The sequence below is a fragment of the Sphingomonas faeni genome (genome assembly GCF_040407505.1).
GTDB lineage: Bacteria > Pseudomonadota > Alphaproteobacteria > Sphingomonadales > Sphingomonadaceae > Sphingomonas > Sphingomonas faeni_E.
The window spans coordinates 393,315-409,329 of sequence record NZ_JAPZPQ010000004.1; the positions used below are offsets into that span (position 1 = coordinate 393,315).

Consider the following 16,015-nt stretch of genomic DNA (forward strand, 5'->3'; position numbering starts at 1 on the left):
TGGATCAAATCTTCCAGCCGCTGTGGATCGCGACGAGCCCGCCCAGCAGCGGCTCGACCTTCGTCTGCACGAAGCCGGCGTCGGCGATCATGCCCTTGAACTTGGGTATGTCGGGGAAGCGGCGGATCGATTCGATCAGGTAGCGGTAGCTGTCGGCGTCCTGCGCGAGAAGCTGGCCGAGCTTCGGGACCATCTTGTGCGAATAGGCATCGTATACCTCGGCAAACCCGGGCCAGACGGTGGTCGAGAATTCGAGGCAGTAGAAGCGTCCGCCACGGCGCAGGACGCGGTGGGCTTCGCGCAAGGCCTTGGGGATGTCCGTCACGTTACGGATGCCGAACGCGATCGTGTAGGCGTCGAAGAACTTGTCGGGGAAGGTCAGCGTTTCCGCATTGGCTTCGGTCCAGACCAAGCCGTCGATCCCGCGCTTCTGCGCGCGCTGCATGCCGACTTCGAGCATCTGCGGGTTGATGTCGGCGACCGTGATCGACGCGCCCGATGGCTCCATGCGGAACGCGATGTCGCCCGTGCCGCCGGCCATGTCGAGGATCTGCTCGCCTTCGCGCGGCTTCACGCGGCGGACGAAGCGGTCCTTCCACAGCCGGTGCATGCCGCCCGACATCGCATCGTTCATCAGGTCGTATTTCCCTGCGACGTTCGAGAAGACGCCGCCGACGCGGGCGGTCTTCTCGGTGGCGGGGATGTCTTCGTAGCCGAAGGAGACGGTATCGGGCGTGAGTGCGGGCGCGGGCGCGATCAAGTCGTTCATATCCTGCGCTCTAGCCGCGCCTTGTGGCGCGAGCAAACGCAACCTAGCTGCAAACCGTGCCAGAATTACCAGAAGTCGAAACCACCGTGCGCGGGCTGGAGCCCGTGCTGAAGGGCCAGCGCCTGACCTCGGTCGAGCCGCGCCGTGCCGATCTGCGCAAAGCGATCCCGGTCGACCTGCGCCAGCGGATGACGGGGGCGACCGTTACGCATCTGGGGCGTCGTGCCAAATACGGGCTGATCGATACCGATCGTGGCGATACGCTTGTCTTCCATCTCGGCATGTCGGGGCGCTGGCGAGTCGATCCGAGCGAACTGCTTGCGCACGACCACCTGCTGATCGGCACCGAAGCGGGGCGGACGGTGGCGCTCAACGATCCGCGGCGATTCGGTTTTCTCGATCTGTGGGCGACCGATGACATCGCGAATTACCCGCCGTTCCTGAGCATGGGGCCGGAGCCGCTCGGGCCGGACCTGACGGCGGCGTATCTGCTGGAAGCGCTCGAGGGGCGGGGGGCGTCGATCAAGGCTATGCTGCTCGACCAGCGAATCGTCGCGGGGCTCGGCAACATCTATGTGTGCGAGGCGTTGCACATGGCGAAGATCGCGCCGTCACGTGCGGCGGGGCGGATCTCGCTGTTTCGACTCGAGCGACTCGTCGAGGCAATTCGGAAGGTGCTGACGGCCGCGATCCTCGCGGGTGGGTCTTCGCTGCGCGATTACGTACGGCCGGACGGCGAGCTCGGCTATTTCTCGAAGCAGTGGCGCGTTTATGGGCGCGAAGGCGAGGCGTGCGAATGCGGTGCTACCGTGAAGCGGCGGACGGAGGGCGGGCGCTCGACGTTCTGGTGTCCGAAGTGCCAACGCGGTTGAGCCTATCAGTTGACGGGCCAGCGCAAAGTGAGTAGGGCCGCGGCTTCGAGAGGGCGTAGGAGCAATCCGGCGCCCCTTTTTATTCATTCGAACATCCAGAGGGCTTCATGGCGAACACGCCGCAGGCGAAAAAGCGTATCCGTCGCAACGACCGTCGCGCGGAAGTGAACGGCAACCGCGTCGGCCGTATCCGTACCTTCATCAAGAAGGTCGAGGCCGCACTGGCATCGGGCGACAAGGGCGCAGCGACCACCGCACTCGCAGCGGCACAGCCTGAGCTTCAGCGTGGCGTCGCCAAGGGCGTGCTGCACAAGAACACCGCGAGCCGCAAGTTCGCGCGTCTGACCAAGGCCGTGACCGGGCTCGCCTAAGCGACCGATCATTGTCGAAGCTGATCACCCGTCGGGACCTTCCCGGCGGGTTTTTTGCGTCTGCGAACGGAACCGGCGGGGAGTCCGCATAACCCTAGGATTCGCCACGATTCGTGTGATCGAGAATCACGTCACGCAATCGCGGAAATTGCAAAAAATGCGTAAAGACAGCGACTTATAAAAATATCGACGCATTTCCGCGGCTTGATCAAGTCAACCCGCTTTATTTCGAAAATGTGACGCCTCGGGGCCTTGCTAGGATCGTCGATCGCTTCATAACGGGGCTCACAGCGACGGTGGTTTCCACCGCTGCATCAACAAACAGGGCGAAGATGCCGGATGACCCTTGGGGTCGTCAGGGGGACCATTTTCTGTCGGGACTATATCACCCGCGCGAGCAATCTCGCGGGGTCGGAGAAGTGTGCGCGTGACGAAGTGGCAAGGATCAGTGACGCACGCGACCGAGGCCGAAAAGGCCTGGGCTCGTGTTCGTGCATCCTTGAAGGAGTCCGCGGGTGCGCGACTGTTCGAACAGTGGCTGAAGCCGATCGAGCTGATCCCCGGCGAGGACCGCGACACGATCCGCCTCGCGCTGCCATCCGCGTTCATGACCAACTGGGTTCGCAATCACTATGCGGACCGGCTGGTGCTCGAATTCAAGCAGATCCTGCCCAACGTCCGTACCGTCCAGATCGAGACTCGGGCACCGGGTCGCGCAGCCGTCGTGCTGGCGATCGAGCCGGTGGCCGATGCCATTCCGGCAAAGCCCGTTGCGGATCCGCTGCCGGTCGAAGCCAAGCCGGCTCCTAAGCCGATTGCCGAGCCAATGCAGGTGGTGATGAAGTTCGGCGTCGATCCCTCGCTGAAGCCAGCGCCGGCGCCCGTCGTGACGTTGGCCCCGGTCGGCGTGCCCGCTGAACGTCCGCCGCTCGATCCGCGCTACACCTTTGCGCGATTCGTCGTCGATCCGTCCAACAAGGTCGCGTTCAACGCAGCCAAGGTGCTCGCCGAGCCCGGTCCGGTGCGGTTCAGCCCGCTGTTCCTCCACAGCGGCACGGGGCAGGGCAAGACCCACCTCATGCACGCGATCGGTCACGCATTCCTCGAGCATAACCCGAACGCGATCGTGCTGTGCATGTCCGCCGAGCGGTTCATGTACGATTTCGTCGCGTCGATGCGCGCGCGTGATACGCATGCCTTCAAGCAGCGCTTGCGCGGTGCCGACCTGTTGCTGATCGACGACCTCCAGTTCATCGCCGGCAAGGACGCGACGCAGGAAGAATTCTTCCACACCGTCAACGAGATCATGGCGGCGGGCAAGCGGCTGGTGATCTCCGCCGACCGCTGCCCGCAGGCACTGGAAGGCGTCGAGGCGCGGATCGTCAGCCGGATGTCTGTCGGCCTCGTCGCAGATATCAAGGCGCCCGACCTGACACTGCGCCGGACGATCCTCGACCGGAAGCTGGTCGACCTGCCCGACATGCGTGTGCCGACCGACGTGCTCGACCTGCTCGCGGCGCGCATCCATGCGAACATCCGCGAGCTGGAAGGCGCGCTCAACCGCGTCGTCGCATATGCGCAGCTGACCGGCGACACGATCGACCTCGACTTCGCGGTGGCGACGTTGGGCGAGGTGCTGCGGGGTGCGCAGAAGCGCGTGACGATCGACGAGATCCAGAAGCTCGTGTCAGCACATTTCGAATTGAAGCCGCTCGACCTGATCTCGGCGCGGCGCGCGCGCGCGGTGGCGCGGCCGCGGCAAATCGCGATGTATCTGGCGAAGCGGCTAACGACTCGCTCGCTCCCTGAGATTGGCCGCAAATTCGGTGGCCGCGATCACTCGACAGTGATCCATGCGGTGCGGAAGATCGAGGAACTGCGTGATTCGGATCGCGATATCGACGCGGCAGTGCGCGTGCTGATGCGCGAGCTCGAAGGCTAGCCTTCCCCTCCATGTTCTCCCGCGAAGGCGGGAGTCCAGACAGGACCCCCGCCTTCGCGGGGGAACAAGCTAGTGCGCGCGATATCGCGGCATGTGGCCGCGTGACCCGGCACACCAAAAACTCCCCCGTCATCCTGACGAAAGTCAGGATCCAGAGTTACGGACGCTGCCCTTTATGGCTCTAGATCCTGACTTTCGTCAGGATGACGGAATAGGGGTTAAACCTGCAACCCCATCGCATCCTGCGTTTGCTTAAGCACCGGCGCCGCCAGCGCACGCGCCTTCTCCGCAGCTGCCTGCAACACCGCCGTCACCGCGCTGCGATCGTCGAGCAACCGCACCATCTCGTCACGGATCGGCCCGAGCTTAGCTACCGCGAGATCCGCCAGCGCGGGCTTGAACGCGCCGAAGCCTTTCCCGCCAAACTCGCCCAGCACGGTCGCCACGTCAGAGTCCGCCAACGCCGCGTAGATCGTCAGCAGGTTGCGTGCCTCGGCGCGGTCGCCCAGTTCCTCGACCGTCGCGGGCAACACGTCGGGATCGGTCTTCGCCTTGCGGAACTTGTCGGCAATCGTGTCGTCGCTGTCGATCAGCTTGACCACCGACTGCTCGGACGGGTTCGACTTCGACATCTTCGCCGACGCATCGCGCAAGGACATGATCCGCGGTGCGGCCTTGCTGATCAGCGGTGCGGGCAGAGTGAACAGGTCCACGCCGTAGTCGCCGTTGAACTTGGTGGCGATGTCGCGCGCGAGTTCGAGGTGCTGCTTCTGGTCCTCGCCGACCGGCACGTGAGTCGCATTGTAGAGCAGCACGTCGGCCGCCATCAGCACCGGATAATCGTACAGTCCGACGCTCGCGCCCTCGCGGTTCTTCCCCGCCTTGTCCTTGAACTGCGTCATCCGGTTCAGCCAGCCGACGCGCGCGACGGTGTTGAGCAGCCACGCCATCTCGCTATGCGCCGGCACACGCGCCTGGTTGAACAGGATCGACTTCGCCGGATCGATCCCCGCCGCGATCATCGTCGCGGCGACCTCGATCGTGTGCGCCGACAGCTCCGCCGGCGCGATCCATTCGGTCGGGGCGTGCAGATCGGCGATGAAGAACATCGACTCGCCACCCTGTGCGGCGACATCGTCCTGCAGCGTCACCCACTGCTTCACCGCCCCCAGGTAATTGCCGAGATGGAGATTACCGGTGGGCTTGATGCCGGACACGACGCGCATGGAAAAACCTTACTTGGAACGACGCAAAAGCGTGGAGATGTCGCCCAACCGGAACGCGCCGGTGAGCAATGTCGCGATCGCATAGACCACCCCGCCGGTGGTAACCAGCACCAGCATGGCGCCCCATCGCTGGATGCTGGTGCCGGTCACGAACGGCTGGAACAGGTCGTTGAGGAAAAACATCACAACGCCCATGATCAGCGCGGCGACCAACAACCGCCACGTCCGGCGACGCAGGCGGGCGTCAGGCGTGAAGTGCCCGCGCCGCACCAGCGTCCGGTACAGCATCGCGACGTTGACCGTGCTGGCGATCGCGGTGGCGAGCGGCGGGCCCATATGGCCGAGCGGCTTGATGAAGGCGAGGTTGAGGACGAGGTTCACGACCATCGACATCGTCGCATAGCGCACCGGCGTCCGCGTGTCGGAGCGCGCGTAATAGCCGGGCGTGAGGACCTTCACGAGGATGTACGACGGCAGGCCGATCGAGAACGCGGCCAAGGCCTGCGCGGTCAGCACGCTGTCCTCGAGCGCGAACTTGCCGTGCTGGAACAATGCGCCGACGATCGGCACGCCGCAGACGATCAGCGCGACCGTCGCGGGCAGCGTCAGGAACAGCGCGAGTTCCATGCCGCGGTTCTGCGTCGCCATTGCCTCGGCGTCCTCGCCGCGACCGAGCTGACGCGAAATGGTGGGGAGCAGGACGGTGCCGAGGCCGATGCCGATCAGGCCCAGCGGGAGCTGATTCAGCCGATCAGCGAAATAGATGTACGAGACGGAGCCGGCCGGCAGCAGCGCAGCGGCAAGCGCGGTCGAAACAACGAGGTTGATCTGCACCGCGCCGGCACCCGCGGCGGCTGGCCAGATCAGCGACATGAGCTTCTTCACGTCGGGGTTGAGCTGCGGACGCTTGAGCCGGAGCTTCACGCCCGACGCCCGGCACGCCCAAATCAGCCATCCGAGCTGCAACGCCCCCGATATCGTCACCGCAATCGCCTGGTTGCGCGCGGTGAGCAGCGGCTGGTGTTCGTGGAACAGCAGCAGCGCGGCGATCAGAGTCGCGTTCAGCAGGATCGGCGCGGCCGCGTTGATCCAGAACTTGTGCAGCGAATTGAGGATGCCGCCGAGCAGCGAGACAAGACTGATCAGGGGCAGATAGGGCAGCATGATCCGTGACAGGTGGACGACATAGTCGAACCGCTCAGCGCTCGCGCCATTGAACCCGAAGGTCAGCAGCCACGTCATCGGCCACGCCGCGATTTCGAACAGCACCGTCATCAGGATCAGCGTCGGTAACAGCACGGACAGCGCGTCCTCGGCGAACGCGATCCCGTCCGGCAATCCACGACCGTTTTTGTCACCGACCTTCCGATTGAACATCGGGATGAACGCAGCGGAGAACGCGCCCTCCGCGAAGAGGGCGCGGAACATGTTCGGGAGGCGGAACGCGATCAGGAACGCGTCCGACGCGAAGCCCGCACCGACGAACCGCGCGAACAGCGAGTCGCGCACGAGCCCAAGGACCCGGCTGGCGAGCGTCAGCCCGCCGACCGATCCCAGCGCCTTGGTAAGATTCATCTAAGCGCGCTCCGCCCCCGTATCGTTCAGGCTTGGCCGAAATCGCCGACGTTAGGCTGGATACCCTGCTGTTCGGACTGCTGAAGATACAGCTGCGAGAAATCGATGGGCTCGAGCAGCAGCGGCGGGAAGCCACCGTCACGCACCGCATCAGACAGCACGCGGCGGGCGAACGGGAACAGCAGGCGCGGTGCCTCGCCCAGCAGGAACGGCTGGACATGCTCGGCCGGGATGTTGCGCAGCCCGAACAGGCCCGCATACGAAAGGTCGACGATGAACGCGACCTGTCCCTCGCTCTCGGCGCGGACGTCGATCTTCAGCACGACCTCATGCACTTCGTCGCCGACCTGCGCCGCGCCGATGTTGAACTGCACGTCGATCGCCGGCGGGGTCTGGTTCTGGTAGACGGCCGGCGCGTTCGGGTTCTCGAACGACAGGTCCTTGACGTATTGCGAGATCAGCCCGGCAGCGGGGACCGTGTCTTCACCGTTCGCGAGAGCCTGGTCGGGCATGGTGAAGCCGTTGTCCTGATCATCCATTCGTCGTGTCCTTAGATAATAAGCGGAAAATTGGGACCGAAGCGGACCGCTTGCGCGTTCTGTTCGATCGAGGTGGTGCGAGTAGCAGTGCCGAAGGGGCGTTTCAACGGGCGCGGGTTTGAATAGCTGCGGGTTTGCCCTATGTTGAAGCGAAGATCGGAGGCACGGTTGTTTTACGTAGTTCTTCTCGCGATGGTTGCAGGCTTCTTGGCGATGCGACTCTACAGCGTGCTCGGCAAGCGGACGGGGCATGAGCAGCCCCTGCCGCGTGCGGCCGAGGACCGTCCTGCGCTCGCCGCCGTGCCGCGAACCGTCGAGGCGGTTCCCGATGCGCGCGAAGTCGCCAATCGCAATCTGGAGCCAAAGGCGGAGCCCGGCCTGCGAGCGATCGTTGCGGGCGAGCCCGGCTTCGATGTCGCGCGCTTTCTCGAGGGTGCGCAGGCGGCGTACCGCATGGTGCTCGAAGCGTTCTGGAAGGGTGACGAGGACGCGCTGGCCGATCTCGCCGTCGACGACGTCCGTGCGGCATTTGTCGAGGCGATCGAAGCACGGCGCGAGGCTGGTGAAGTGCTCGACAACCGTCTGGTGTCGATCGAGCGTGCGCTGATCGCCGATGCAACTCTCACGGGTCGCGAGGCGCGTATCACGGTCCGGTTCGACGCGGACATCGCAGCCGTCACGCGTGACGCGGAGGGCAATGTCCTTGCGGGGTCGCTGACCGACGCAGTGGAGACGCACGACGTCTGGACGTTCGCTCGGACGCTGAAGAGCAGCGATCCGAACTGGAAGCTTGCGGACACCGACGAAGCCTGATGGGTCGGGGCATGGGGGGAAGGCTCGGCGGTCTGGGACTGGCGACGCTGTTGAGCGCGTGCGTCGGTGGTGTCGAACCACCACGGTCGGGTCCGCCACCGGTGGACCGGGCAGACGACCGGACGGATAATAGACCCAGCGAATCCGTTCGCGTGCATCCGTCGCGCGATACCGGTGCATCCCCGAACATTCGCGGTATTCAGTCGCCCGCCCGGATCGTCGGTGCGGTGCCGATGCTCGCATCGCCGGTCGTCCCTGTGGTCGAACCTGCGAATGCTGCGGCTGCCGGTGTCATTCCGGGGCCACCGATCGCGAGTCTGCTGATTGACGATGTGCAGGCGCAGGCGGCGTTCGCGGCGTTTGTCACGAGTTGTCCGTCGCTGGTGCGTCGTAACGATACGTCAGGGCTGACGCGCGGCGCTGATTGGCAGCCGGCCTGTACCGCAGCGGCATCGACCGATCGCCGTGATGCTCGGACGTTCTTCGCGCAGTGGTTTGAGGCCGCGCAGATCGGCGACGGCAAGGCGTTCGCGACGGGCTATTATGAACCCGAGATCGCCGGGTCCCTAGAGCGTCGTGATGGCTATGCACCGATCTATGCGCGTCCGAACGACCTTATCGACGTCGATCTCGGCGCGTTTTCGACCAGCCTCAAGGGCAAGAAGGTGCGCGGTCGTGTCGATCGCAGCAACTTGGTGCCCTATTACGATCGCACCGCGATCGAGCAGGGCGCGCTATCGGGCAAGGCGCCGATCCTCGCCTGGGCGCGCGATCCGGTCGAGTTGTTCTTCCTCCAGATCCAGGGTTCGGGGCGGCTGCGGTTGCCCGACGGCGAGATCCTTCGGATCGGCTATGCGACGCAGAACGGCCGCGACTATACCGGTATCGGCGCACTGATGAAGTCGCGTGGGCTGCTCCAGCCGGGCCAGACCTCGATGCAGGGCATCGTCGCGTGGCTCCACGCACATCCGGCCGAGGGGCAGGCCATCATGCGCGAGAACAAGAGCTTCGTGTTCTTCCGTGAGCTCGAGGGCGCACCCCTAGGGGCACTCGGCCTGCCGGTTACCGGCCAAGTGAGCGCCGCCGCCGATGTCAAGTTCGTGCCGCTCGGCGCGCCCGTGTTCCTGTCGCTCGACCGGCAGGACGCGAGCGGCTTGTGGATCGCGCAGGATACCGGCGGCGCGATCAAGGGCAGCAATCGTTTCGACACGTTCTGGGGTGCCGGCGCGGCGGCCGAAGCGACCGCCGGCGGCATGGCCGGACGCGGCACCGCGTACCTGCTGCTCCCGATCGGCACCGTGGCGCGCCTGAACGGCCAAGCGAATGGGGCGCGATATGGCGGGCCGTCCGCTCAACCCTGATGAGGCACATCTTTGGGCGCGCGTGATGGCGAGCGTGCGTCCGATGCGTGCGGTCGCCGTGCGCATCCCGGAGCGCGCGCCGCCGCTGCCGCCTCCACCCAAGCCGATCATCGGTCCCAACGGCAAGATCGTGCCTGCACCGCCAGCGCCGATGGGGCGGGTGAAGCCGCTAGTCCGTACCGTGGTCACGCCGTACGCCGCGCGGGCGGGGGCCAAGCCAGTAGTCGCGCGGCCTGTAGCCAAACCGATCACGGCCAACACGCTCGATGGCGGCTGGGACAAGAGGCTCACGCGGGGTGTAGTAAGCCCCGACAGCTCGATCGACCTGCATGGCCACACGCTGGCGTCCGCCCATGCGCTGCTCGACGTCGGCTTGGGCCGGGCGATCGCGCGCGGCGACCGCGTATTGCTGCTGGTGACGGGCAAGCCGCCCCGCCCCGAAAGCGAACGCCCGCACGCGAGAGGCGCCATCCGGTCTGCAGTAACCGACTGGCTGGCCGGCTCGCGGCATGCCGACTCGATCGCTGCGGTACGTGGCGCGCATCCGCGGCATGGCGGGCAGGGCGCGCTATACATCGTCCTGCGCCGTGGACGGGACTAGCTCTGCGTTCGGTTTCGCGAGATCCGGGACTCACTATCGTTACCGCAGTTTGGCAATCATATGGTGATCGGCAGCCTGTGGATTTGAGTAAGTTTCGGCACATCTACTTCCCCCCTCCCTGGAAGGGAGGGGCAGGGGGTGGGTCGGCTTCCGCGAATGCATACGGTGCGGCTCAAGCGGCCCTACCCACCCCCAACCACCCCTTTCTAGTAAGGCGCTAGTCGAGCGCTCGCGCGATCACGTCCGCATAGATATCCGTCAGCGTCCGCAGATCCTCGACCGCGACCGCTTCATCAACCTTGTGCATCGTCGCGTTGATCAACCCGAACTCCACCACAGGGCAAAGCTTCGACAGGAAGCGCGCATCGGACGTGCCCCCGGTGGTCGACAGTTCCGGGGTGACCCCGGTCGCGCCCGCGATGGCCTCCGACAAAAGCGTCGAGAAAGCGCCCGGCTCGGTCAGAAACGCTTCGCCCGAGACCTTCCCCGTCACCACTACGCCCGGCGCATGACGCTCGGCGATCGCGCGGATACGCTCGATGAGGTCCGCCCCGCGGTGTTGATCGTTGAACCGGATGCTGAGCCGGGCCGAGGCTTTGGCCGGGATGACATTGTGCGCCGGGTTGCCGACGGTGATGTCGGTAACCTCGATGTTCGACGGCTGGAACCAGTCGGTGCCCTCGTCCAACACCACGCCTTCGATCTCGGCCAGGATCGCAATCAGCCGAGGGATCGGGTTGTCGGCGAGATGGGGGTAGGCGACGTGACCCTGCCGCCCCGGCACGTCGATCCAGATGTTGACCGAACCGCGCCGCCCGATCTTGACCATGTCGCCGAGGCGCGCGGTCGAGGTCGGTTCACCGACCAAACACAGGTCGGGCACGACGCCGCGCGACGCCATCCGCTCCATCAGCGCGACGGTCCCGTACGTCGCGGGTCCCTCTTCGTCGCCGGTGATGATGAGCGACAGCGTCCCGGCATCGCTCCGGCTCGCGGCCGCAACGAAGGCAGCAACCGCACCCTTCATGTCCACCGCGCCGCGGCCGTAGAGCAGCCCGTCGCGAAGCTCGCCGGACCAGGGCGACCCCGTCCAGCCTTCGCCGGGGGGGACGACGTCGACATGGCCGGCAAATGCCAGATGCCGCGGTCCATCGCCGCGCACGGCCAGCAGATTCTCGACCGGGCCGTCGGGTGCCTCGCCGACCGTGAACCGGTCTACCGCAAAGCCGAGGGGGACGAGCGCCGCTTCCAGCACGTCGAACACCGCACCGCGCGCGGGCGTGACGCTATCCGCGCGGAGCAGCGCCTGTGCGAGCGCAACCGGGTCGATCATGCGGTCGCGGGCACCGGCTGCTCGAATTGTTCGAGGACCCATTCCTCTTCCTGCGCCGCGGCGATCCAGTCCTGCATGAACGGATGCTCGAACATCGCCTGCATATACCCCGCCGCAAACCGCGCTATCGGAAGCTGGTACGTGACGATCCGCGTCACCAACGGCGCAAACATGATGTCCGCCGCCCCGAACTGGCCGAACAGGAAATCGCCGCCGCCACCGAATCGTGCGCGAGCCTGTGCCCAGATCTCCATGACCCGCTGCAACTCGAGAAGCACGTCGTCGTCCGGCGTGCTTGCCGGAAACACCTGGCGCACGTTCATGCTGTGCTTGCGACGCAGCGCGGCAAAGCTCGAATGCATCTCGGCAGCCATCGACCGCGCCATCGCACGTGCCGCATTGTCCTCGGGCCAGAAGCGCTCGCGCCCGACCTTGTCCGCGAGATAGTCGACGATCGCCAGGCTGTCCCACACGACGGCGTCGCCGTCCCAAAGGATCGGGACCTTGCCCGACGACGGCGCGAATTCGTCGCCCGAGCGGCGCTTTTCCCAGTCGGCGTCGTACATCGGCACGACCACCTCTTCGAACGGTAGTCCGGATTGTTTGCAGGCGAGCCAGCCGCGAAGCGACCAGGACGAATAGGCCTTGTTGCCGATGATCAGTTTCATGGGGTGTGGACTAACGGGGCAGGCGGGCCACGGCAACGTGGTTGGCGCTGGCTCCACGCGCGGTGCTACGCGGCATGAGGCGGTGCAGCGTGGCGATAGCTGCCAACGCGACGATCGTGCCGAGCAGGATGTCGATCAGATAATGCGTCCCCTCGACGGGTGTCGACAACAGCATCGCCACATTCGATGCGAGCACCGGCCAGCGCAGCCGCGGCAGGCGCCACGCCGCATTGATGTAGAGCGTGGCGGCGGCGGCATGGAAGCTGGGTGCCGAAACGATACCGCGGAGATGCCCTAGGTCGACGACCCGCACGCTGTGATCGCGCAGCGCCGGGATCAGCCCCTGCTGCCATTGCTCGCTCTCGGGCATATAGGGGATGGTGCCGTGCCACAGGTACGAGAACGGGCCGATCGCCGGCATGAACGTGTAGAGAATGAGCGTGCCTACCGCGGTCAGCCAGAATACCGCGAGAAACCGGTGCGCGGCAACCCGGTCGCCGGTGAAGGCGAAGGTCGCAAACAGGATCGCGGGCGTCAGGTAGATGCTCCGATACGCCGCAAGACCGAGCGACTGCAGCACCGGCGTCGCGGCGACCAGCCTGTACCAGGCAAGCCAGTCGAAATGCAGGATTGCATCGATCCGCTGGAGTGCCGCGTCGTGGAACCCGTGCGTCAACGCCGCGACCGGATAGCTCGCCACCGCCCCCATCAACGCCAGGATGGTGAAGACCCCGTAATATTCGGCGCAGTCGGCGACCGCGCGGGCATGACGCCACGAGCGGTCGCGCAGGCCGAAGCGCAACGCAAGCACCACGACGCCACTAACGTAGAACGGCAGGGTGTCCGCGTCGGCGGGATTGATCGCCAGACCGGCGATGTGCATCATGATCGTCAGCATCGCGATGCTGACGATCATCCCCCCGCCGATCCACCACCCATAATCGGGCATGGTCGCGCTTGCGGGGGGTGTGCCGCGATACGCGTCGGCGCGTGGTGGAGTGGCTGTAATCGAAACGTCAATCATGGGTGGGCGAACGCGTATCACATCCGGAGGAACAAGCGACCCTCGTCGGCTGCACAGGCTTTCGCGTGGCTGAACGGCATCGAACGATGCTGCACCGGCGATCAGGGCGTCACCGGCCGTCGAGCAGGCGACGTCACCGCGTCGGTGTACACGCACGACGGGAGCGACGATACGAACGAACGCGAGATTCTTGTGCTGGACCGGGTTCGGGCCGGGTTCGCGCTCGCCTCAATCGTCATCACGACGGCGATCGCATTGTCGCTGTTGCAGATCGATGGATTCTGCAGAACCTCGGGCCAAAGGGATCGGTGGCCAGTCGTTCGCGCTGATGGCACGCCGCGCGGTGTGGATGGGTATATGATGGACAAGCAAGACGGGCCGATCGTCGTGGCACATTTTTCCCGGGCGGTGTCCGGCTCGATGGCGCTGGTGCCTGCGCCGTAGGCGGCGAGCAGGCCCCCCGCCCTTCTAGGGAGGGGAGCGAGTATAGATTGCGAACGTCATACCGGCCACAACCACGACAAGGGGGCCCAATTGGGGACGTCGTAGACCCAGGATGGCGCTTAACTGCTGTCCCCGTTCCAGGTGGGCGATGGCCGTCGCCGTAATGACCACGCCACGGATACCTCCCTGGCGGTATCGCGCTAGAACGAGCCGGGGACCATACGTTGGGCGGTGGTCGGCGCTGCGGGGATCAGCAAGTCCTGGCGGGTGCTCGCCGTAGTCCGTGCCGACTGCGCGCTGACATCGCTGGTGATCGCCGAGCAGCTGCGGCCCGCCAGGAAGTCGAGCGCGCGACGCGTCGACGCCTCGCGCGCGTCGCCGAGAGGGAAGCTGATATCATCCGTTGCGCGACAGGTCGCCTCGACGGTCGACGCCAAACCATCGAAGTAATTGCCGTTGCGCGCCGCGTTCTGCGTCGCGAAGGCGATCACACGCAGACGATCGTCGCACGCGGGCTTGTCGAGCGCGATCTGGCCGACGGGCTTGCCGTAGGTGTTGGTACCGATCAGCGCCGAATTGCCGTGGAGATACGGTGTGAAGGCGTTGATCACGAGTTCGCTTGCCGACGCGGTGCCGCCGCTGCCGATGAACGCGATCCGTGTCGGGGCGATCGATTCGGGTTGCGGCGCGAAGAGGCGAGTCTCGTTGTTCGATGCCTTTTCCGTGCGGAACGTCGTGTAGTCGAACACTTCCGATGTCGATCGCCCACCGCCGAGGAGGTCGCCGAGATACTCCGCCGTCGCGACGAGACCGCCGCCATTGTAGCGCAGGTCGATGATGACCTTGGTCACGCCCTGCGCGCGGAAATTCGCGAACGCCGCTTTGAGTGCTGGTTCTGCCGTGAAGATGAACGTGCGCAGGTTGATGTAACCAACGCGCTGGCCGCTATCGTCGATGATCTTCGCGCCGTAGCGTGTCGAGACCGGCAACAGGTTGAAGTCGGCCTTGGTCACGGTCACGTTTCGCGTACCGGCAGCATCCGAGACTTGGAACACGCGGGTCGTTCCGACGGTGTCTGGGCCAAGTGCGGTTGCTAGCCCATTCGGCCCATCGTTGTTGCCGATCGTGGTGATCGTACGCAGATTGCTTGCCGTCGTGCCGATCGCGAGGATCTCCGTTCCGCGATCGATCCCCGCGGCGAGCGCTGGTGCGCCCTCGAACGACTCAGCCGCGAACAGGCGCAGGCCGGTCTGGTCGACCGCAAACCGGATGCCGAAACCGGCACTCGATCCAGAGGTGTAATACGCCGTCTCTTCCTTGATCGACGTCAGGTACGTGAAATACCGATCCTTGCGCTGCGCCCGCGCGGTCGCGGTCAGCGCGTCGATATAGCCATCGACCGTCGTGTACCCCGCAGGGCTCAAGGTCGCAGGCAGCGTATCGGGGAACAGATACCATTCGCGAAGCTGCGCCGCAGCCCAGTCCTGGCGCTCGCGCAACGAACAGCCAGCGGTCGTGGTGGGCGTAGGTGTCGGCGTGACACCAATCGCACCGCCGGTACCGCCACCGGTCGAGTTCGTGTTGCCGTCGCTACCCCCGCAGCCCGACAGCATCGCTGCCATCGCCAGCATCGCCCCAAACCGTACCCGCATTGCGTAATCTCCACCCGTTCGACGGAGGCTAAGGAATTCGTCGTACGATGCCAGCGGGAAATCGAAGATTGATCCGATGTCGGCGGATTTGGTGGGGCGGCTGGCAGTATACCTGCCAGCGTCACCTGCCATCGTCATTAGAAGGGAGCGAGTCTGCAAACTATGCCGTCAGCTGACCGCTTCGACCACCGCCGCGCGCAGCTCGGGAATGCCCATGCCGTATTCGCTCGACGTCACGAGAATGTCGGGATGCGCGGCCGGACGCTTGCGCGCTTCCGCGGCAGTACGCTCGGTGACCTCGACGAGTTCGGACGCCTTGATCTTGTCCGCCTTGGTAAGGACCATGCGGTAGCTGACCGCGGCCTTGTCGAGCATCTCGAGGATCTCGCGATCGACGTCCTTGATGCCGTGGCGCGAGTCGATCAGCACGAGCGCGCGCTTGAGAACGTCACGCCCGCGCAAGAAGTCGTTGATCAGGAAGCGCCATTTCTTGACGACGTCCTTGGGCGCCTTGGCGAACCCATAGCCGGGCATGTCGACCAGTCGGAACGCGAGCGGGGCGCCGACGTCGAAGAAGTTCAGCTCCTGCGTGCGGCCCGGCGTGTTCGACGTGCGCGCCATCGAGTTGCGCCCGGTGAGTGCGTTCAACAGCGACGACTTGCCGACGTTCGAGCGACCGGCGAACGCCACCTCCGGCACCGACGCGTCGGGCAGGAATTCAAGCGTCGGCGCCGACTTCAGGAAGCCGACATGCCCCGCGAACAGTTTCCGCGCATGCTCCAGCATCTCCGGCGTGAACGGCGCGTCGGTCTGCTCGAGGTCGGG

The 16,015-nt window shown here is 65.3% G+C and carries 16 protein-coding genes; 7 read left to right on the forward strand and 9 right to left on the reverse strand.

Going from position 1 to position 16,015, the window contains the following annotated elements; all coding sequences use genetic code 11:
* Positions 1-4: 4 nt before the first annotated feature.
* On the reverse strand, positions 5-769 hold the full coding sequence (locus tag O6X71_RS15035) for a class I SAM-dependent methyltransferase (protein ID WP_353466542.1): 765 nt from the start codon (positions 767-769) through the stop codon (positions 5-7).
* A gap of 56 nt (positions 770-825) precedes the next feature.
* Between O6X71_RS15035 and mutM the strand changes: the two genes are divergently transcribed.
* The 3 genes from mutM to dnaA all read left to right on the forward strand — a co-directional run bounded on the left by mutM (position 826) and on the right by dnaA (position 3,954).
* Positions 826-1,641, forward strand: a complete 816-nt coding sequence (mutM, locus tag O6X71_RS15040; RefSeq protein ID WP_353466544.1) for a bifunctional DNA-formamidopyrimidine glycosylase/DNA-(apurinic or apyrimidinic site) lyase — start codon at positions 826-828, stop codon at positions 1,639-1,641.
* A gap of 107 nt (positions 1,642-1,748) precedes the next feature.
* Entirely contained in the window at positions 1,749-2,012 is a 264-nt protein-coding gene (rpsT, locus tag O6X71_RS15045; protein ID WP_031394736.1) for a 30S ribosomal protein S20, read from the forward strand.
* A 427-nt stretch (positions 2,013-2,439) separates the two neighbouring features.
* Positions 2,440-3,954, forward strand: coding sequence for a chromosomal replication initiator protein DnaA (gene dnaA, locus O6X71_RS15050; RefSeq protein WP_353466545.1), 1,515 nt, complete (start codon positions 2,440-2,442; stop codon positions 3,952-3,954).
* Positions 3,955-4,172: 218 nt separating this feature from the next.
* Here dnaA and trpS read toward each other — a convergent pair whose 3' ends face one another.
* Genes trpS through secB form a run of 3 tightly spaced genes read right to left on the reverse strand, consistent with a single transcriptional unit; the run spans position 4,173 to position 7,294 of the window.
* Positions 4,173-5,180, reverse strand: a complete 1,008-nt coding sequence (gene trpS, locus O6X71_RS15055; RefSeq protein ID WP_353466546.1) for a tryptophan--tRNA ligase — start codon at positions 5,178-5,180, stop codon at positions 4,173-4,175.
* A 9-nt stretch (positions 5,181-5,189) separates the two neighbouring features.
* Positions 5,190-6,755 (reverse strand): murein biosynthesis integral membrane protein MurJ, encoded by a 1,566-nt coding sequence (gene murJ / locus O6X71_RS15060; protein ID WP_353466547.1) that lies wholly within the window; start codon positions 6,753-6,755, stop codon positions 5,190-5,192.
* 26 nt (positions 6,756-6,781) lie between these two features.
* On the reverse strand, positions 6,782-7,294 hold the full coding sequence (secB, locus tag O6X71_RS15065; RefSeq protein ID WP_056062172.1) for a protein-export chaperone SecB: 513 nt from the start codon (positions 7,292-7,294) through the stop codon (positions 6,782-6,784).
* A gap of 168 nt (positions 7,295-7,462) precedes the next feature.
* On the opposite strand from secB, the gene O6X71_RS15070 reads away from it, so the two are divergent.
* From O6X71_RS15070 to O6X71_RS15080, 3 genes are read left to right on the forward strand one after another with little or no spacing between them, the layout of a single operon-like run.
* On the forward strand, positions 7,463-8,107 hold the full coding sequence (locus O6X71_RS15070; protein ID WP_132833291.1) for a Tim44/TimA family putative adaptor protein: 645 nt from the start codon (positions 7,463-7,465) through the stop codon (positions 8,105-8,107).
* A gap of 11 nt (positions 8,108-8,118) precedes the next feature.
* Entirely contained in the window at positions 8,119-9,468 is a 1,350-nt protein-coding gene (gene mltA, locus O6X71_RS15075) for a murein transglycosylase A (protein WP_353466548.1), read from the forward strand.
* The gene (locus tag O6X71_RS15080) at positions 9,443-10,069 is read left to right on the forward strand and encodes a Smr/MutS family protein (protein ID WP_353466549.1); all 627 of its coding nucleotides are present in this window, start codon (positions 9,443-9,445) and stop codon (positions 10,067-10,069) included. The genes mltA and O6X71_RS15080 overlap by 26 nt, the downstream gene beginning before the upstream one ends.
* 217 nt (positions 10,070-10,286) lie before the next feature.
* On the opposite strand, the gene dapE is transcribed toward O6X71_RS15080, so the two are convergent.
* The 3 genes from dapE to O6X71_RS15095 are packed head-to-tail and all read right to left on the reverse strand — an operon-like array spanning position 10,287 to position 13,094.
* Positions 10,287-11,402, reverse strand: a complete 1,116-nt coding sequence (gene dapE / locus O6X71_RS15085; RefSeq protein WP_353466550.1) for a succinyl-diaminopimelate desuccinylase — start codon at positions 11,400-11,402, stop codon at positions 10,287-10,289.
* A complete protein-coding gene (locus O6X71_RS15090) occupies positions 11,399-12,070 on the reverse strand; it encodes a glutathione S-transferase (protein ID WP_353466551.1) in 672 nt (223 codons plus the stop codon). Before O6X71_RS15090 ends, dapE begins: the two co-directional genes overlap by 4 nt.
* Before the next feature lie 10 nt (positions 12,071-12,080).
* Entirely contained in the window at positions 12,081-13,094 is a 1,014-nt protein-coding gene (locus O6X71_RS15095) for a phosphatase PAP2 family protein (RefSeq protein WP_353466552.1), read from the reverse strand.
* Between the two features lie 144 nt (positions 13,095-13,238).
* On the opposite strand from O6X71_RS15095, the gene O6X71_RS15100 reads away from it, so the two are divergent.
* Positions 13,239-13,538 (forward strand): hypothetical protein, encoded by a 300-nt coding sequence (locus O6X71_RS15100; protein WP_353466554.1) that lies wholly within the window; start codon positions 13,239-13,241, stop codon positions 13,536-13,538.
* A gap of 200 nt (positions 13,539-13,738) precedes the next feature.
* Here O6X71_RS15100 and O6X71_RS15105 read toward each other — a convergent pair whose 3' ends face one another.
* Together O6X71_RS15105 and yihA are read right to left on the reverse strand one after the other, a co-directional pair.
* On the reverse strand, positions 13,739-15,190 hold the full coding sequence (locus O6X71_RS15105) for a S41 family peptidase (protein WP_353466555.1): 1,452 nt from the start codon (positions 15,188-15,190) through the stop codon (positions 13,739-13,741).
* Positions 15,191-15,358: 168 nt separating this feature from the next.
* Positions 15,359-15,976, reverse strand: a complete 618-nt coding sequence (gene yihA / locus O6X71_RS15110) for a ribosome biogenesis GTP-binding protein YihA/YsxC (RefSeq protein WP_056487036.1) — start codon at positions 15,974-15,976, stop codon at positions 15,359-15,361.
* Between the last annotated feature and the right edge of the window lie 39 nt (positions 15,977-16,015).